Annotated in this window: 18 protein-coding genes; 9 read left to right on the top strand and 9 right to left on the bottom strand. The window is 60.6% G+C overall.

Annotated features, from left to right (window positions below; genetic code table 11):
• The first annotated feature begins 75 nt into the window (after positions 1 to 75).
• A complete protein-coding gene (locus tag AC1RDQ_RS24450; RefSeq protein ID WP_057715943.1) occupies positions 76 to 891 on the top strand; it encodes a UDP-2,3-diacylglucosamine diphosphatase in 816 nt (271 codons plus the stop codon).
• Positions 892 to 1,068: 177 nt separating this feature from the next.
• On the opposite strand, the gene AC1RDQ_RS24445 is transcribed toward AC1RDQ_RS24450, so the two are convergent.
• A complete protein-coding gene (locus AC1RDQ_RS24445; RefSeq protein ID WP_492588348.1) occupies positions 1,069 to 1,659 on the bottom strand; it encodes an HD domain-containing protein in 591 nt (196 codons plus the stop codon).
• Between the two features lie 27 nt (positions 1,660 to 1,686).
• On the bottom strand, positions 1,687 to 1,998 hold the full coding sequence (locus tag AC1RDQ_RS24440) for an Mpo1-like protein (protein ID WP_008051185.1): 312 nt from the start codon (positions 1,996 to 1,998) through the stop codon (positions 1,687 to 1,689).
• Between the two features lie 159 nt (positions 1,999 to 2,157).
• On the opposite strand from AC1RDQ_RS24440, the gene AC1RDQ_RS24435 reads away from it, so the two are divergent.
• On the top strand, positions 2,158 to 3,219 hold the full coding sequence (locus tag AC1RDQ_RS24435; RefSeq protein WP_079246791.1) for an AraC family transcriptional regulator: 1,062 nt from the start codon (positions 2,158 to 2,160) through the stop codon (positions 3,217 to 3,219).
• Here AC1RDQ_RS24435 and AC1RDQ_RS24430 read toward each other — a convergent pair.
• Entirely contained in the window at positions 3,176 to 4,630 is a 1,455-nt protein-coding gene (locus tag AC1RDQ_RS24430; RefSeq protein WP_057715939.1) for a TrkH family potassium uptake protein, read from the bottom strand. The genes AC1RDQ_RS24435 and AC1RDQ_RS24430 overlap by 44 nt on opposite strands.
• Positions 4,631 to 4,751: 121 nt before the next feature.
• Here AC1RDQ_RS24430 and AC1RDQ_RS24425 point away from each other — a divergent pair, with 121 nt between their 5' ends.
• Positions 4,752 to 5,318: an NAD(P)H nitroreductase gene (locus AC1RDQ_RS24425; RefSeq protein WP_090453776.1), complete on the top strand. Its 567-nt coding sequence runs from the start codon at positions 4,752 to 4,754 to the stop codon at positions 5,316 to 5,318.
• 138 nt (positions 5,319 to 5,456) lie between these two features.
• Here AC1RDQ_RS24425 and AC1RDQ_RS24420 read toward each other — a convergent pair whose 3' ends face one another.
• The 6 genes from AC1RDQ_RS24420 to AC1RDQ_RS24395 form a co-directional block, all read right to left on the bottom strand.
• Complete coding sequence (locus AC1RDQ_RS24420; protein ID WP_057715937.1) at positions 5,457 to 6,800, bottom strand: sensor histidine kinase; 1,344 nt, start codon at positions 6,798 to 6,800, stop codon at positions 5,457 to 5,459.
• A 176-nt stretch (positions 6,801 to 6,976) separates the two neighbouring features.
• Positions 6,977 to 7,426, bottom strand: coding sequence for a Spy/CpxP family protein refolding chaperone (locus tag AC1RDQ_RS24415; RefSeq protein WP_090453778.1), 450 nt, complete (start codon positions 7,424 to 7,426; stop codon positions 6,977 to 6,979).
• 248 nt (positions 7,427 to 7,674) lie between these two features.
• The gene (locus AC1RDQ_RS24410) at positions 7,675 to 8,352 is read right to left on the bottom strand and encodes a response regulator transcription factor (protein ID WP_007984138.1); all 678 of its coding nucleotides are present in this window, start codon (positions 8,350 to 8,352) and stop codon (positions 7,675 to 7,677) included.
• A 7-nt stretch (positions 8,353 to 8,359) separates the two neighbouring features.
• Positions 8,360 to 8,773: an SH3 domain-containing protein gene (locus AC1RDQ_RS24405; protein WP_057715935.1), complete on the bottom strand. Its 414-nt coding sequence runs from the start codon at positions 8,771 to 8,773 to the stop codon at positions 8,360 to 8,362.
• Between the two features lie 122 nt (positions 8,774 to 8,895).
• Positions 8,896 to 9,195, bottom strand: coding sequence for a YciI family protein (locus AC1RDQ_RS24400; RefSeq protein ID WP_053156484.1), 300 nt, complete (start codon positions 9,193 to 9,195; stop codon positions 8,896 to 8,898).
• A gap of 1 nt (position 9,196) precedes the next feature.
• A complete protein-coding gene (locus AC1RDQ_RS24395; RefSeq protein WP_057715933.1) occupies positions 9,197 to 9,793 on the bottom strand; it encodes a septation protein A in 597 nt (198 codons plus the stop codon).
• An 87-nt stretch (positions 9,794 to 9,880) separates the two neighbouring features.
• Here AC1RDQ_RS24395 and AC1RDQ_RS24390 point away from each other — a divergent pair, with 87 nt between their 5' ends.
• From AC1RDQ_RS24390 to AC1RDQ_RS24365, 6 genes are all read left to right on the top strand, one after another.
• Complete coding sequence (locus AC1RDQ_RS24390; protein ID WP_489847433.1) at positions 9,881 to 10,744, top strand: PHP domain-containing protein; 864 nt, start codon at positions 9,881 to 9,883, stop codon at positions 10,742 to 10,744.
• A gap of 13 nt (positions 10,745 to 10,757) precedes the next feature.
• On the top strand, positions 10,758 to 11,387 hold the full coding sequence (locus tag AC1RDQ_RS24385; RefSeq protein WP_032829738.1) for an L-threonylcarbamoyladenylate synthase: 630 nt from the start codon (positions 10,758 to 10,760) through the stop codon (positions 11,385 to 11,387).
• On the top strand, positions 11,388 to 12,206 hold the full coding sequence (locus tag AC1RDQ_RS24380) for a segregation and condensation protein A (RefSeq protein WP_007984128.1): 819 nt from the start codon (positions 11,388 to 11,390) through the stop codon (positions 12,204 to 12,206). It begins immediately after the preceding gene.
• 11 nt (positions 12,207 to 12,217) lie between these two features.
• Complete coding sequence (gene scpB, locus AC1RDQ_RS24375; RefSeq protein ID WP_492588347.1) at positions 12,218 to 13,189, top strand: SMC-Scp complex subunit ScpB; 972 nt, start codon at positions 12,218 to 12,220, stop codon at positions 13,187 to 13,189.
• Between the two features lie 288 nt (positions 13,190 to 13,477).
• A complete protein-coding gene (rluB, locus tag AC1RDQ_RS24370) occupies positions 13,478 to 14,698 on the top strand; it encodes a 23S rRNA pseudouridine(2605) synthase RluB (RefSeq protein WP_057715929.1) in 1,221 nt (406 codons plus the stop codon).
• 770 nt (positions 14,699 to 15,468) lie between these two features.
• On the top strand, positions 15,469 to 16,890 hold the full coding sequence (locus AC1RDQ_RS24365) for an amino acid permease (RefSeq protein WP_057715928.1): 1,422 nt from the start codon (positions 15,469 to 15,471) through the stop codon (positions 16,888 to 16,890).
• Positions 16,891 to 16,951: the final 61 nt, after the last annotated feature.

The raw sequence follows: 16,951 nt of genomic DNA, 5'->3' as shown, positions 1-16,951 counted from the left end.
AGGACTGACTTGACGCTGTCATGGACCATTAACCGGGCCGGGGCAGACTTGGCAAAACTTGTCAGAGGGTTGCCCATGACCAGCGCCGAGCTCGCCAAACCCACCCGTAAGCAACGCGTACGGACTTTATGGATTTCCGACGTGCATTTGGGCACCCGGGATTGCCAGGCTGAACACCTGTCGCAGTTTCTCAAGAGCTACCACGCAGACAAGATCTACCTGGTCGGCGACATCATCGACGGCTGGAAACTGCGCGGCGGCATGTACTGGCCGCAAGCGCACACCAACGTCATCCGCCGCCTGTTGACCATGAGCAAGCGTGGCACCGAGGTGATCTACGTCACCGGCAACCACGACGAATTCCTGCGCCGCTATTCGAAGCTGATCCTGGGCAACATCCAGTTGGTCGACGAAGCCGTGCACGTCACCGCCGACGGCCGGCACCTGCTGGTGATACACGGCGATCAGTTCGATGTGATCACCCGTTACCATCGCTGGCTGGCGTTTCTCGGTGACTCGGCCTACGAATTCACCCTGACCCTCAACCGCTGGCTCAATCATTGGCGCGCGCGATATGGCTACGGCTACTGGTCGTTGTCGGCCTACCTCAAGCACAAGGTGAAAACCGCGGTCAGCTTCATCAGCGACTTCGAAGAAGCCATCGCCCATGAATGCGTCAAGCGCGAGCTGCACGGAGTGGTGTGCGGGCACATTCACCATGCCGAGATTCGCAAGGTCGGCGAGGTGGACTACCTCAATTGCGGCGACTGGGTGGAATCGTGCACCGCGCTGATCGAGCACTGGGATGGCTCGATCGAGTTGTATCGACTGGCGGATGCCCAGGCGCGCGAGGCACAGATGAAGGCGGGCAGGGTTGCGGAGTTGGCCTGATTGATTTGATTTTTGTGGCGAGGGGGCTTGTCGGAACGCCGCACCGCCCCGTTCGGTGGCGAAGCCGCCGTGAACCTGTGAGCGCGATCTATCTGGTGATCTGCGGTGAATGGCTTTAGGGCTGCTGCGCAGCCCAACGGGGGCAAGCCCCCTCGCCACAATGGTCGCCATAGGTCATCACGCTGGAGCCTGTTCTTCCATCGCCGCCTTGTAGATCGAATTCCTGGGGTGCGCAAACAGGCGCTCCATCATCGGCTCGAAAAAGCTCAACGGCAGCGTGTCGTACGCCGGATCAAACGCCGCCGCATCGTATTTGGCGCAGAACTCGACGGTCGCCTGGTACTGCGGATGGTCCTTGAATTGCTCGCGCAAGTGCCGATCCATACCCAAGTGATGGAAGAAGTAGTAGCCCTGGAAAATCCCGTGCTTTTCCACCATCCACAAGTTCTCGGCGCTGACGAACGGCTTGAGGATCGCCGCCGCGATGTCCGGGTGATTGTAGGTGCCCAGGGTGTCGCCGATATCGTGGAGCAGGGCGCAGACCACGTACTCCTCGTCGCGACCATCGCGCCAGGCGCGGGTGGCGGTTTGCAGGGAGTGGGTCAGGCGATCCACCGGGAAGCCGCCAAAATCCCCCGCCAGCAACTTCAGGTGCGCCACGATCCTTGTCGGCAATTGTCGCGCGTAGGCACTGAAGTCCGCGGCGATGATCGCCCAGTCTTCCTGTGTGCCGTCCTTCATGTGGGTGAAGCGGGCATTGGCATTCATCGGCAACTCTCTTGTGACGCAAGTCAGCTAGAACGGAACGCGCCCCAAGACCATGTCCCGGTACATGACAAAATCGCCGAGCAGGCTATAGAAGGGGTGTTGGAACGTTGCCGGGCGGTTCTTCTCGAAGAAGAAATGCCCGACCCAGGCAAAGCTGTAGCCTGCCAGTGGCAGGGCCCACAACAGCATCCAGGCTCCGCGACCAATGGTCAGCGTCAGAATCAAGATAACCAGGGTCGTGCCGATAAAGTGTAAACGGCGGCAGGTACTGTTGCTGTGCTCACTGAGGTAGTAAGGATAGAACTCAGCGAAGCTGTTGAATCGTTTGACGTTTTCCACGACAGCGATCTCTGTGGTTATTGTTCTTGCTGCAAGTTGTTCTGCGGGTAGCTTATTTGAGTCTAGAGTGATCAATGGCATCAGCCACTGACAATAGGCGCCACTTTAGTATCCTTCGGTCAATAGCCGTAGCATGCGGCCACCATGTAAGAAAACGCCATGAGCGAACGAACGACTTCTGCAAGCTGGGCGATGGGGATTGTCAAAGCGCTGGAGATGGACGGCCTGGATTGCCGGGCTCTGTTCAAGCAGTTGGGGCTCGACTACGCGGCACTGGATGATCCGGACGCACGCTTCCCCCAGGATTCCATGACCCGGTTGTGGCAACGGGCGGTCGAGCTGTCCGGCAACCCGGCCATCGGCCTGAACATGGGCAAGGTGCTGCGACCGGCGCAGTTTCATGTGGCCGGTTACGCCTTGATGTCCAGCCGGACCCTGGCCGAAGGCTTTCAGCGTCTGGTGCGCTATCAGCGGATCATCGCCGAAAGTGCCGACCTGAGTTTCCAGCTGCTGGAAGAAGGCTACGGGCTGATTCTGACGGTGCATGGCGATCATTTGCCACCGACCCGGCAAAGCGCCGAAGCTTCAATGGCCTGTGCCTTGGCGCTGTGTGGCTGGTTGACCGGGCGTACGTTGCAACCGCGCAAAGTATTGTTGCAAGGTACCGAGCCGGTCAATCTGGAACCCTATAAACAAGCTTTCCATGCACCGCTGGTGTTCAACGCGCCTTACGATGCGCTGATTTTCGAACCCGCCGATATGGAAGCGCCGCTGCCGACGGCCAACGAGGCCATGGCATTGCTGCATGACCGCTTTGCCGGCGAGTACCTGGCGCGTTTTTCCGAAAGCCGCGTGACCCACAAGGCGCGGCAGGTGTTGTGCCGCCTGTTGCCCCAAGGCGAACCCAAGCGCGATACCGTGGCGCAGACGCTGCATCTGTCCCAGCGCACCTTGCAGCGGCGCTTGCAGGAAGAGGGCACGAGTTTTCAGGCGCTGCTGGACGATACCCGGCGCGAACTGGCCGAACAGTACCTGGCACGACCGAACATGACCTTGCTGGAAATTGCCTACTTGCTGGGGTTTGCCGATCCGAGCAACTTCTTTCGTGCTTTCCGCCGCTGGTTCGATGCCACACCCGGTGAGTACCGGATGCGGCTGATGCAAGCACCTGACGCGGTCAATGACGCCAAAATGCCGGAATACACAGCACAAACACCGTAATGATCTCCAGTCGGCCCAGCAGCATGCCGAACGAGAGAATCCACTTGGCGGCATCCGGCAGGGTGGCGAAGTTGCCCGCCGGGCCGATGGTTTCGCCGAGCCCCGGGCCGACACCGGACACGGTACTGGCCGCGCCGGTGAGGGCGGTCATCCAGTCCACGCCGAGCAGCGACAGCAGCAGCGCGATCACACAGATGGTGATTGCAAAGAAGAACGAAAAGGTCAGGATCGACCGCACGATTTCTTCGTCGAGGCGGTGACCGTTGTACTTCTGCTTGATCACCGCCCGCGGGTGAATCAGCTGGTTAAGGTTGGCCTTGAGCAGGATATAGGCCACCTGGAAGCGGAAAATCTTGATCCCGCCCGCGGTCGAGCCGGAACAACCGCCGATAAACCCCAGGTAGAAGAACAGCATCAGCGAGAAATTGCCCCAGAGGCTGTAGTCCCCCAGCGCGAAACCGGTCGTCGTCACCACCGATGTCACGTTCAGCGCCACATGCCGCAACGCCTCCAGCCAATGCAGCTGGGTAGTCCACCAATACCAGGTGCCGAGCACCAGCCAGGTCACCAGCAGCATGCCGAGCAGGCCTTGAACCTGTTCGTCCTTGATCAGCGCCCGACGGTTTCCACGCAACGTGGCTACATACAGGGTGAACGGCAGGGCACCGAGAATCATGATGACGATCGCTACCCAATGCACCGCCGGTTGCGGCCACTTGGCCAAAGACTGGTCGGAGGTCGAGAAGCCGCCGGTGGAAATGGCCGACATCGCATGGTTGATGGCGTCGAACGGGCTCATCCCGGCCCACCAGAACGCCAGGCTGCCGACAATGGTAATGCCGACGTAGGCCGCCACGATCAGCCGCGCCACCATGTGTGAGCGGGGCATGACCTTTTCCGAGCGGTCCGACGATTCGGTCTGGAACAGCCGCATGCCGCCGATGCGCAACAGCGGCAGGATCGCCACCGCCATGCCGATGAAGCCGATGCCGCCGATCCAGTGCAGCAACGAGCGCCACATCAGGATGCCGGGGGACATGTTGTCCAGGCCGTTGAGCACGGTTGCGCCAGTGGCGGTGATGCCGGACATGCTTTCGAAGAATGAATCGGTGTAGCTGATGTGCTGGGTCAGCAGGAATGGCAGCGCGGCGAAGATGCACACCACCAGCCAACTGCTGACGGTCAGCAGGTACATGTCCCGGGGGCGCAGGTGAACATGTTCGGGGCGCCCTGGAATCACCAGCGCCAAACCGGCGACAAAGGTGATCATGCTGGCCCAGAGGAACGACGGCAGATCGCTGGTGCGCTCGAAAATGACCAGCGTGGCCATGGGCACGACCATGGAGATCGCCAGCGTGATCAGGAAGATGCCGATGATGAAACCAATGATCCGTAAGGTCGGCAACGCCATGAGGTCCGCTCGGCTGATAGTGGAAAGGGCGCCATTCTACCTGCGGGGCAGGGCATGTAAACCGGCACTGCTGCGACAGTTACAGCTAGAATAGCCGCACAAATTTTTCAGGAGGTGGCCGATGCAGGCTCTCGACGCTTTGCTCAACCGTGTTTCCGTTCCACGACTGATTGACCCTGCACCCACTGCCGAGCAGCGCGAGGTGCTGTTTGGCGCCGCCATGCGCGCCCCGGATCACGGTCACTTGCAGCCTTGGCGTTTCCTGACGGTGGAAGGCGCGGCGCGAGAGCAGATGGGCGAGTTGCTGGCCGAGGCGGCGAAACTGCAAGACAGCGAAGTCGGCGAAGCGGCCATCGACAAGGCGCGCAATAATCCACTGCGTGCACCACTGGTGGTGGTGGTGATCGCGCGGTTGCAGGATCACGTCAAGTATCCGAAGTCAGAGCAGTTGCTCGCGGCGGGCTGTGCAGCCCACGGGATTTTGCTGGCGGCGTATGCGCAGGGCATTGGTGCGGTGTGGCGTACCGGTGACCTGGCCTACTCGCCGCATGTGGCTAAGGGTTTGGGCCTGGCGGAGGGGGAAGAGGTGATTGCTTTCCTGTACCTCGGCACGCCGCAGAAAGAACCGCGTGTGGCCGAGAAAGTCGACCTGGCCGAATTCGTTAGCGCCTGGCCGGGCAAAGTCTGACACCGCAAAACCTGTGGGAGCGAGCTTGCTCGCGATAGCGGCCGGTCAGTCAATTTGATTGTTGAGAGTGCCTGCGTCATCGCGAGCAAGCTCGCTCCCACAGTAGATCCAGGTAGCTCACATCAAAGGGTGTCCGTTTCAGGGCTGTACGACAGCCCCCGGCACCAACGGCAATTCCAGGCTGGCAATGAACCCGCCTTCCGGGTGATTGGCCAGCACCAGGCTGCCGCCATGTCGCTCCGCCGCGCGCCGGGCGATGGCCAGGCCCAGGCCGTGTCCGGCCGCAGTCTGCCCCGGCGCCCGATAGAATGGCTCACCGAGCTGACTCATGTATTCGGCACTGACACCGGGCCCATGATCGCGCACAGTCACGACGATCCGCTCACCCTGACGCAGCGCCTGCATTTCGATCGGTAGGCCACCTACCGGATTGAAACGCTGTGCATTGCGCAGCAGATTGTCGACGGCCCGTTCGATCATGGTCGGCCAGCCCTTCAGATTCAGTTGCGATTCGGCTTCGAGGTGGACCAGTTGCTCGGGTGAACCGAGTTGCGCATCCTTTTGCAGGGTATTGAGCAAGGCGTTCAGGTCCACCTCTTCCGCACTGGCGTTATCGGAGTCGACCCGCGCCAGTACCAGGATTTCGCTGATCAGCGCTTCCAGTCGGTCGCACTCGCGGGTCAGGCGCGGCCACAGCTGTTCCCGTTCTTGCGGGGTGGCCCGTTCGGCCAGTGCCAGCGCGATACGCAGGCGGGCGAGGGGCGAGCGCAGTTCATGGGACACATCCCGCAGCAGTTGCCGCTGACTGCCAATCAGGCTTTGCAGGCGCGCACCCATGCGGTTGAAGTCGTTGGCCAGGACGCCGAACTCATCGCGACGGTTGGCCAGCTTGACCAGGCTGTTCTGTTGATACGTGGTTTGTCCCAGGTCATGCACCGCGCCGCGCAGACGGCTGAGCGGGCGAGTGATGGAGAAGGTCACCAGCAGGCTGAACAGGGTCAGCACCACCAGGGCGATCCCCAGCGCACTGAGCGGCCAGAGCAGGCTCTCGCGGTGCCAGGCGTCCAGTTCCGGGTGCGCGATGCGGTAGATGAACAGGTAGGTGTCACCGGTTTTTTCGCTGGTGAACTCATCGGTCAGACGCCGCCACGGCAGGCGCCGGTCCTCATTGTTCTGGCGCGCCTCAAAGGCCGCCGCACGTTTGGGGAAAGTGCCGCGCACCAGCGGATCGCCGCTTTCGTTAAGCACCTGAACGTCGATGTGATACTGGCGTTTGCGTTGCTGGAGAATGTCCTGGGCGGCGTCTTCACCCTGGCTTTCGTAGGTTTGCGTCCACTCTTCGGCCAGCGTGTTGAGGCCCGGGTGGCGGCTGAGAATCCATGCGTCCTGGTTGAGCATGTGCCCGAGCAGGATGGAAAGCCCTGCAACCAGGGCGATGGCCAGCCAGAAGCTGGCCAGGATACGCCAGAACAATGAACGCACAGGAAATCCTCAAACGATCACAAATCCATGTGGGAGCGAGCTTGCTCGCGATGGCGGTCTTTCAGTCACGTTGATGTTGAACGTGCTGACGCTATCGCGAGCAAGCTCGCTCCCACATTTAAATTGTGTGGTGTCAGACCCAACGGTGTTCAGCCGTCGGGTCCGGGGTCAGCGCATTATTGCGCCTTTTGCGGTTGTTGCGCTTTCCAGGCCTTGAACTCGGCCCATTCGGCGCGACGTTCAGCCTGTTTTTTCTGGATCTCGTCGAATTTCTTCTGTTGATCCGGTTTCAGCAAGGCGCGCACATCCGCTTCCGCTTTCTTGTGGTTGGCGGCCATCTCGTCCTTCATGGCTTTCTGGTCGGCTGGCGAGAGTTTCTCCAGGTACTTGTCGACCAGTTGCTTACGCTCGTGCATCTGCTCGCCCATGATCTTGCGGATCTGCTCGCGCTGTTCGCGGCTCAGGTCCAGTTCACTGTACGGGCCTTTGCCGTGCATGCCGTGCATCTGACCGCCGTGGCGCGAACCGTCCATCGACCCACCCATGGGGCCCGTGCCTTCAGGCATGGCCATGGCAACGGTCGGCAGGGCAGCAGCGAACATCAGAGCGATAAGAGTCTTGCGCATGGTGTATCTCCTTGTCTCGTTCCCGGTACGTTCCGGATGAGTACAGATTACGCAGATCAAGGTCAGCGGCGGTCAGCGGTACGTAAAGCTTGGGTAAAGATGATTTTGCGCCGACCTGACAAAACGTCCAGGTGCCTTGCTGTAGGAGCGAGCTCGCTCGCGATGGAGTTGAACGATTACGCGTGCTGTCTGGAAAAGCGCGTTGACTGTGAGACCATCGCGAGCAATCGAGCGTCGACCGGCTGCTCCTACAGGCTGTAGTAGTAACCGCGGCTGCGCAGGGCGACGATACGCGGGCGGCCATCGGGGTGTGGGCCGATCTTCTTGCGCAGGTTGCTGACGTGCATGTCCAGGCTGCGGTCGTACAGGGTCAGCTTGCGGCCGAGGGCGATCTGCGCCAGTTCCTGTTTGTCCAGGGGCTCGCCCGGTTGCTTGAGCAAGGCTTCCAGCAGGCGGCTTTCGGAGACGGTGAGGGTGAATTCCTGTTCGTCGATGCTGACCACGCCGCGCACCGGGCTGAAACACAGGTCGCCCAGTTCCATCTGGCTGGACACCGCCGCCGGGTGGCTACGGCGCAGGACTGCGCGCAGGCGGGCGGTCAGTTCCCGTGGGTCGCAGGGCTTGGCCAGGTAATCGTCGGCGCCGAGTTCCAGGCCGAGGATACGGTCCAGCGGTTCGCCCCGGGCCGAGAGCATCAGTACGGGCAAATCCGGGTGATCGCTGCGCAACTGCTTGAGCAGTTCCAGGCCGCTGCCATCGGGCAACATCACATCCAGCACCACGGCCGCCGGGGCGGTTTCAGCCAGCGCGCGGCGTGCGCTCTGGCCGTCGTGACAGGCCCGAACCTGAAACCCTTCCTGGCTCAGCCAACTGCTCAGGAGCTCACACAGCTCCTGGTCATCATCAATAAGTAACAGCTCGCTCATGACTCACTCAATTTAGCCATTGTCGACGTTTTCGACTTGCTCCACTGGCGAAGATACCGCAGAGCAGAGCCAATAGCGCTACCCCGGCGCCAATGACGAACCATTGTTGCTGGTCGGTCAGCAGGCGCGGCAGCGGACTGCTGGCCTGGGCTTCCTTGAGTTGCAGCTTCAAACGCTGGTTCTCCTGGCGCAACCGGGCCAGGAGCGGGCTTTCGCGTTCGCCATCGGCAGTTTGCAATTGTTTGTTCAGTTCTTCCCGTTGCCGTTCGCTTTCTTTCAAGCGTTGCTGCAGCTCGGTGATCTGGCTTCCGGCGCTCAAGGAAAGCGGCGTCGAGTTGCCCCCCTCGGCGTTTTCTTCACCGTGGGCGGGCGCCACGATCGACAACGTGACCAACATCAGGCACAACGGACCCTTGCGCATGGCGACTCCTGGTTCCAATACGAGTATTGGGAAAGTTGTCGGCCGGCAAACGAGAATAATGAGCGATTGAGAACGCGATGAACCGATATGGTTCACCGCGTGGGGGCATTGCGAGAAGAAAGTTACGGCAGGACTTGCTTGAACGGCTTGACCAGAACGTTGGCGTAGACGCCAGCGGCGATGTACGGATCAGCGTCAGCCCAGGCCTGGGCGGCGCTCAGGGAATCGAATTCGGCGACGATCAGGCTGCCGGTGAAACCCGCCGCGCCCGGATCATTGCTGTCGATCGCCGGATGTGGGCCGGCCAGTACGATGCGACCTTCGCCCTTGAGCGCTTGCAGGCGCTCGAGGTGTGCAGGCCGAGCGGCCAGGCGGGCTTCCAGGGAGTTGGCGACGTCTGTGGCAATGATTGCGTAAAGCATGTCAGTCCTCGGTTTTTGGCGTTGTGGTGTCGGCATCGTGCAGATGACGGGACAGGTAGATGCCCTGGCCGATCAGGAACAGCAAAGTCATGCCCAGGCTGCCGAAGACCTTGAAGTCGACCCAGTAGCTCTGGAAGGTGAACGCGACAAACAGGTTGGCGGCACCGCAAAACAGGAAGAAGGCGATCCAGGCGATGTTCAGGCGCGTCCAGACCGGCTCCGGCAAGGTCAGCGCGTGGCCCATGATGCGTTTGATCAGCAGGCTGTCACCGACGAAGTGGCTGCCGATGAACGCAAGGGCGAACAGCCAGTTGACCACCGGGGCTTTCCACTTAAGGAACGTCTCGCTGTGGAACGCGAGCGTCAGGCTGCCGAAGACCAGGCAGGCGATCAGGGTCAGCCACTGGCTCTTCTCCAGCTTGCGCTGCTTGATGAACAGTGTGCCGTAGACCACCAGTGAACTGACGATCAGCATCGCGGTGGCGCTGTAAATACCGCCTACAGTGATCTCATGACCGGCGATGTCGACGACCTGTGGGTCGATTTTGAAGACGATGAAAAACAGCAGTAGCGGGATGAAATCGATGAATTGTTTCACAGTGGCAGCCAGAAGCAGGATGTGGCGGCATAATAACAAACATATGGGCGCGCGATAGCGCCAGCTGATTTGAGGTTACAAAGCCCTGTGAATGTTGATTTGCACTGCCATAGCACGGCCTCCGATGGCGCCCTGGCGCCTGCGGTTCTGGTGGCGCGGGCGTTCGAGAAAGGCGTGCGAGTCCTGGCCTTGACCGATCACGACACCCTTGAGGGCCTCGACGAGGCCCGGCACGCGGCTACCGCGCTGGGGATGCAACTGGTCAACGGCGTCGAATTGTCCTGCACCTGGGGCGGCGCGACCATTCATATCCTGGGCTACGGTTTTGACGTCAACGCCGCGCCGTTGGTCGAGGCCATCGCCAGATTGCATGATGGCCGCTGGCTACGCTCCGAGGAAATCAGCCGCAAACTGGCATTGAAAGGCATGCCGGGGGCGCTGGATGGCGCCAGGGAGATCCAGCAGGAGCTGGGCGACAGCGGTAACGCGCCGGCTCGCCCGCATTTCGCCGACTGGATGGTGCGTGAAGGTTTTGTCAAGGATCGCGCCGAGGCGTTCCGCAAATGGCTGGGCGCCGGCAAGCTGGGCGACGTCAAGCAACACTGGCCGACCCTGGAGGAAACCGTCGAAACCCTGCGCGCGGCCAAGGCCTGGGTCAGTCTGGCACACCCATGGCACTATGATTTCACGCGCAGCAAGCGACGTCGCCTGATTGCCGACTATATTCAAGCAGGGGGCCACGCCATCGAAGTGGTCAATGGTTACCAGCCTGCCGAGCAAGTGGGCAGCCTGGCCATTCTGGCCCGCGAGTTCGGTCTGCTGGTCAGTGCCGGCAGTGATTTTCATGGCCCCGGAGGCTGGTCGGAGATCGGTGAATACCGGCCACTCCCGGAGGATCTGCCACCGCTATGGTGTCGATTCAAACATGACCCAATTATTGCCGCCGTCTGAACAGGTAGAGAATGTGAGTCAATTTTTCCAGATTCATCCGGAAAACCCGCAAGCGCGCCTGATCAAACAGGCGGTCGAGATCATCCGCAAGGGCGGGGTGGTGATTTATCCCACGGACTCTTCCTACGCCATAGGTTGCCAGATCGGCGACAAGGTAGCCGTGGAGCGCGTTCGGCGTCTGCGGCAGCTGGATGAAAAGCACAACTTCGCGCTGATTTGCAGCGACCTGTCGCAACTGGGGCTGTTCGCCAAGATCGACACCGGCACTTTCCGCATTCTCAAGGCCCATCTGCCGGGGCCGTATACCTTCATTCTCAACGCCACCCGCGAAGTGCCGCGGCTGTTGTTGCACCCGAAGAAACGCACCATCGGCCTGCGTGTGCCGAGCCACCCGATTGCCCTGGCGCTGCTGGCTGAACTGGGCGAACCGTTGATGAGCGTAACCCTGATCATGCCAGGTGATGAAGATCCGTTGAGCGATCCGCACGAAATGCGCCAGTTGCTCGAACATCAGGTCGATCTGATCATCGATGGCGGTTTCGGCGGGATCAAGGCGTCCACCGTGATCAGCCTCGCCGACGGCGAGCCGGAAGTCATTCGCGTTGGTTGCGGCGACCCTGCGCCGTTCATGGTCGAGGCCTAGATGTCCGCAGTAGAACCCGTCGACAGTCAGGCCGGAGCCCAGCAGGAACTGCCCTTCGCCATGGTCTATGGCCAGGCGGTCATGGAAATGCCGCTGGACCTGTACATCCCGCCGGATGCCCTCGAAGTCTTTCTCGAGGCGTTCGAAGGCCCGCTCGACCTGCTGCTGTACCTGATCCGCAAACAGAACATCAACATCCTCGACATCCCGGTGGCGGAAATCACTCGCCAGTACATGGGCTACGTCGAATTGATGCAGTCGGTGCGCCTGGAGCTGGCCGCCGAATACCTGGTGATGGCCGCGATGCTGGCCGAGATCAAGTCGCGGATGCTGTTGCCAAGGGCCGAAACCGTCGAAGACGAAGAGGAAGACCCGCGCGCCGAACTGATCCGCCGCTTGCAGGAATACGAGCGTTTCAAGGCTGCCGCCGAAGGCATCGACGGCCTGAGTCGCGTCGGCCGTGATGTGGTGGTGCCTAAGCTTGACGCCCCGGAGGCCCGGGCGCGCAAGCTGTTGCCGGATGTGCGCTTGTCAGAGCTGCTGTTGTCCATGGCCGAGGTGTTGCGCCGTGGCGACATGTTCGAAAGCCATCAGGTCAGCCGCGAAGCGCTGTCGACCCGCGAACGCATGAGCGATGTGTTGGAACGGCTCAAGGGCGGCGGTTTCGTACCGTTTGTCGAGCTGTTCACCGCTGAAGAAGGGCGTCTGGGGGTGGTGGTGACCTTCATGGCGATCCTTGAATTGGTCAAGGAATCCCTGGTCGAGCTGGTGCAGAATGAGCCATTTGCCGCGATCCACGTGCGAGCCCGAGCCGAATAACGAGTCGAAACATGAACCTGACTGAACCCCGTGATCTGGCACCCTTGCTTGAAGCCTTTCTGTTGGCCTCGGGAAAGCCGCAATCTTTGGAAAGCCTGTTCGAACTCTTTGAAGAAGGCGAACGCCCGGAGCCACCGGTCTTCAAGAAGGCCCTGACGATTCTCGCCAAGTCCTGCGATGGCCGCGCGTTTGAACTCAAGGAAGTGGCCTCGGGATATCGCCTGCAAATTCGCGAGAAATTTGCGCCTTGGGTCGGGCGTCTGTGGGAAGAGCGCCCGCAGCGTTACTCTCGGGCCATGTTGGAAACCATGGCGCTGATTGCCTATCGCCAGCCGATCACCCGCGGTGAAATCGAAGACGTGCGGGGCGTGGCGGTCAACAGCAATATCGTCAAGACCTTGATGGAGCGCGAGTGGATCCGCATCGTCGGCTACCGCGATGTGCCCGGCAAGCCGGCGATGTTCGCCACCACCAAGGCGTTCCTCGATCACTTCAACCTGAAGAACCTCGACGACCTGCCACCGCTGGCGGAACTGCGCGAGCTGGAACCGGATCCGGTGCTCGACTTCGATGATGCCCCGGTACCGGCAGCCCTGCAGGAACTGGCCGACGCCAGTGCCGAACCGGAAGAACCCAAGGAAGAAACCAGTTTCCACACGCTGCTGCTGGAGCTGGACAGCATGGAGGAGGGGATCAAGACCGATTTCGACGATTTGCTGCGTGATGGGGTGTCGCCTGAATTCGATCCGGAACAGTCGGTCATCGAGCCAGAAGTCGAAGCGGCACAGCCCGAGCCTGAACCGGAAATTGAACCGGAGCAAGAAGACGACATCCTCGGTGTCGCCGAAGCCCGGGAAAAGCTCCTGGCCGCCGTTGCCGCTCTCGAACAACCGAAACCCGAGCCCGAACTGTCGGACGAAGAAGCCGAAGCCCAGGCCCTGGCCGAAGCCATCGAGGCCGAACGGCGCCAGTTCGAGGACTGACACCGATCCTGTAGGAGCGAGCTTGCTCGCGATGGTCGTGAACGATGACGCGCACATCCGGATGCCCGTGGCGCCATTGGGTTTTTCGCGAGCAAGCTCGCTCCTACAGGGGGCTGTGATCGCCGAATGATCAAGTTGCGTGTCACCGGTCGGCGGAAAAGCAAATAACCTTGCCTTGATCAGCTAGTCTCTGATGCGCAAACGCCCTCATGCGCGTATGATTCGCGACCCTTCGGCGATCCCTTCGCCCAAGTACCCAGTTTTCAGACCACACCGGGAGGTGCCCAGATGAGTATCAAAGACCAGCAAGACGACCAGCCAATCGGCCCAGCAGGCGAAAAACTGCAGAAAGTCCTCGCCCGTATCGGCGTCGGCTCGCGCCGTGACGTGGAAGCCTGGATCAGCCACGGCCGCATCAAGGTCAACGGCAAAGACGCCACCCTTGGCCAGCGTGTCGACATGCACGACGCCATCACCATCGATGGCAAGGTGATCAAGCGCGAAGAGGCTGCCGAGTCGGTCCGCCGCGTGATCATGTACAACAAGCCCGACGGCGAGATCTGCACCCGCGTTGACCCTGAAGGCCGTCCGACCGTGTTCGACAAGATGCCGCGCCCGAAAGAAGGCCGCTGGATCAACATCGGTCGCCTGGACATCAACACCACCGGTCTGCTGATGTTCACCACCGACGGTGAACTGGCCAACCGCCTGATGCACCCTTCCTACGAAATGGACCGTGAATACGCGGTACGTGTGCGTGGTGAAGTCGATGACGAGATGATCGAGCGTCTGAAGGCTGGTGTTGTCCTTGAAGACGGCCCGGCCAAGTTCACCGACATCAAGCAGGCGCCAGGTGGTGAAGGTTTCAACCACTGGTATCACTGCGTGGTGATGGAAGGTCGTAACCGCGAAGTTCGTCGCCTGTGGGAATCCCAGGGCCTGGTGGTCAGCCGTCTGAAGCGCGTGCGTTTCGGCCCGGTGTTCCTCAACTCCGACCTGCCGATGGGCCGCTGGCGCGAAATGAGCCAGTACGAAGTCGACATCCTGAGTGCCGAGGTCGGCCTGACGCCGGTCGCGATGCCGCAGATGAACGCCAAGAGCAAGGACAAGCTTGACCGGATGCAGCGCAAGTCGTCGCGTCCGATGGCCAAGACCGAACGCGTTCGTACCCTGCGTCCAGCCACTGGTGCAGCCGCCGCACCTGCCGCGCCTCGTGCCAGCCGCGAGCCGCAGATCGAAGGCGAGCGTCCAGGGCGCAAGCCTGCTGCCCGTCAGGACGGCGAACGCGGTCCACGTACGCCACGTCCGGCCAACGGCCGTACCGAGCGTGGCGAAGGTCGTGGTACGCCGGTAGCCGATCGCCCGGCCGACACCAAGCGCCCGGCCAAGCCTGCGCCGAAGCGTCCAGGGATCAAGCTGGTCGACGGTGACACGCCATCGGGCAAGCGCCGTGGCGCACCGGCCGGTTCCGGCCAGCGTCCAGGCTTCGGTCGTCGCAAGCCGGAGTGAGGCAGCGGTAAGCTGTTAGCGGCAAGTGAAAAACGCCAACCTTCGGGTTGGCGTTTTTTTTCGTCTGGCTTTATGTCCGTATTGTTTTTGAGGGCGCCATCGCGCTGAGACCTCCAATATGGAAATCATGGTTTACGCGATGTAAAGAAATCCTGACAAAAACCACGGATTAACCCCGTGGATTCGCCACTCCCTGGATACCGTAAGAAAACGCTTACGCTTCAGCGTCTTCCTTCCTCCTTCCGACCCTCTGGCCCGCTTGTTTCACCGCTCCATGCAGGGTGTTATGCGCGCCATGCCTGTCGTGCAGGTGCATAACAAAAAGGAGGCGCAATGAACGCCGCAATCCGTTTTCATCTCTCCGCGAGTGGCGTGTTTGGCGCCGTCTGCGTCGATGATCCGCAAGGATCTGACCCATTTTTTGCAGCCGCCCGAGCCTCTCGGGGCGGACACAGGCAATCCCGGCCATAGACACGCTTGTCCAGCGGGTCTGGCAGCAGGGGGTTACAGGTGTACAATGCGCCGCGTTTTACCTGTGACCTCCTGCGCATCTGCGCAAACCTCAAGGCTATCCGCCTTGTTCACTCCGTCGCGTCACGAGCGCGTCGGGTTCGATTTCGTCACAGATAAAAACAAACAGGTGACGCATGACCGTTGTAATTACGCTGAACTCCTGGTGCCTGCGCTGGGGTTTGATCGGTGCCGCTTAACGCCTTTCTTGAGCAGCAACGTCTACTGAACATCATCAAACCTTGCGTGAGACCCTTTTCATGAGTGGACAAAACCCGCAATCAGGCGAGCTGAAACGCGGCCTGAAAAATCGCCACATTCAATTGATCGCCCTCGGTGGCGCGATCGGTACCGGCTTGTTCCTCGGCTCGGCCGGGGTGCTGAAATCCGCCGGCCCGTCGATGATCCTCGGCTACGCCATCTGCGGCTTCATCGCCTTCATGATCATGCGCCAACTGGGTGAAATGATCGTCGAAGACCCGGTGGCCGGCTCCTTCAGCCACTTCGCGCACAAGTACTGGGGCGGCTTTGCCGGCTTCCTGTCGGGCTGGAACTGCTGGATCCTGTACATTCTGGTGGGTATGTCCGAGCTGACCGCGGTTGGCAAGTACATCCACTACTGGGCGCCGGACATCCCGACCTGGGCCTCCGCAGCTGCCTTCTTCGTGCTGATCAACGCCATCAACCTGGCCAACGTCAAAGTCTTTGGCGAGGCCGAGTTCTGGTTTGCGATCATCAAGGTCGTGGCGATCGTCGGCATGATTGCTCTGGGTAGCTACCTGCTGGTCAGTGGCAATGGCGGCCCGCAAGCTGCGGTCAGCAACCTGTGGTCCCACGGTGGCTTCTTCCCGAACGGTGTCACGGGTCTGGTGATGGCCATGGCATTCATCATGTTTTCCTTCGGTGGCCTGGAAATGCTCGGTTTCACCGCTGCCGAAGCCGACAAGCCGAAAACCGTGATTCCGAAAGCGATCAACCAGGTGATCTACCGGATCCTGATTTTCTACATCGGTGCATTGGTGATCCTGCTGTCGTTGACGCCGTGGGACAGCTTGCTGACCACCCTGAACGCTTCCGGTGATTCCTATAGCGGCAGCCCGTTCGTGCAAGTGTTCTCGATGCTGGGCAGCAATACCGCCGCGCACATCCTCAACTTCGTGGTCCTGACCGCTGCGCTGTCGGTGTACAACAGCGGCACCTACTGCAACAGCCGCATGCTGCTGGGCATGGCCGAGCAAGGCGATGCGCCAAAGGCATTGGCGAAGATCGACAAGCGCGGTGTGCCGGTGCGCTCGATCCTGGCCTCGGCCGCCGTGACTCTGATCGCGGTACTGCTGAACTACCTGATTCCGCACAGCGCGCTGGAACTGCTGATGTCGCTGGTGGTGGCCACCCTGGTGATCAACTGGGCGATGATCAGCTACTCGCACTTCAAGTTCCGCCAGCACATGAACAAGACAAAACAGACGCCGCTGTTCAAGGCCTTGTGGTATCCGTACGGCAACTACATCTGCCTGGCGTTCGTGTTGTTCATCCTTGGCGTGATGTTGTTGATTCCGGGGATCCAGACATCGGTGTACGCGATTCCAGTGTGGCTCGTGTTCATGTGGGTCTGCTACGGCATCAAGAACAAGCGCAGTGCGCAACATGCACTGCAGGTTGCCGGCTCTGCGGCGAAGTAAACGCAGAGCGCAGAAACAACGAACCCGGCCATGTGCCGGGTTTGTTGTTTTCGGGGTTCAC

This window comes from Pseudomonas sp. GW823-FHT02E01, assembly GCF_058797535.1.
Note: the sequence above shows the minus strand (reverse complement) of the source record. Positions and strands in the feature narration are given on the sequence as shown.

Bases quoted from the DNA above. Each gene is read 5' to 3' on its own strand.
- AC1RDQ_RS24410 (WP_007984138.1), bottom strand. From the start codon at position 8,352: ATGAGCGAGCTGTTACTTATTGATGATGACCAGGAGCTGTGTGAGCTC.
- AC1RDQ_RS24380 (WP_007984128.1), top strand. From the start codon at position 11,388: ATGTCCGCAGTAGAACCCGTCGACAGTCAGGCCGGAGCCCAGCAGGAA.
- AC1RDQ_RS24400 (WP_053156484.1), bottom strand. From the start codon at position 9,195: ATGCTTTACGCAATCATTGCCACAGACGTCGCCAACTCCCTGGAAGCC.
- AC1RDQ_RS24435 (WP_079246791.1), top strand. From the start codon at position 2,158: ATGAGCGAACGAACGACTTCTGCAAGCTGGGCGATGGGGATTGTCAAA.
- AC1RDQ_RS24450 (WP_057715943.1), top strand. From the start codon at position 76: ATGACCAGCGCCGAGCTCGCCAAACCCACCCGTAAGCAACGCGTACGG.
- AC1RDQ_RS24415 (WP_090453778.1), bottom strand. From the start codon at position 7,426: ATGCGCAAGACTCTTATCGCTCTGATGTTCGCTGCTGCCCTGCCGACC.
- AC1RDQ_RS24405 (WP_057715935.1), bottom strand. From the start codon at position 8,773: ATGCGCAAGGGTCCGTTGTGCCTGATGTTGGTCACGTTGTCGATCGTG.
- AC1RDQ_RS24445 (WP_492588348.1), bottom strand. From the start codon at position 1,659: ATGAATGCCAATGCCCGCTTCACCCACATGAAGGACGGCACACAGGAA.
- scpB (WP_492588347.1), top strand. From the start codon at position 12,218: ATGAACCTGACTGAACCCCGTGATCTGGCACCCTTGCTTGAAGCCTTT.
- AC1RDQ_RS24430 (WP_057715939.1), bottom strand. From the start codon at position 4,630: ATGGCGTTGCCGACCTTACGGATCATTGGTTTCATCATCGGCATCTTC.
- AC1RDQ_RS24365 (WP_057715928.1), top strand. From the start codon at position 15,469: ATGAGTGGACAAAACCCGCAATCAGGCGAGCTGAAACGCGGCCTGAAA.
- rluB (WP_057715929.1), top strand. From the start codon at position 13,478: ATGAGTATCAAAGACCAGCAAGACGACCAGCCAATCGGCCCAGCAGGC.
- AC1RDQ_RS24425 (WP_090453776.1), top strand. From the start codon at position 4,752: ATGCAGGCTCTCGACGCTTTGCTCAACCGTGTTTCCGTTCCACGACTG.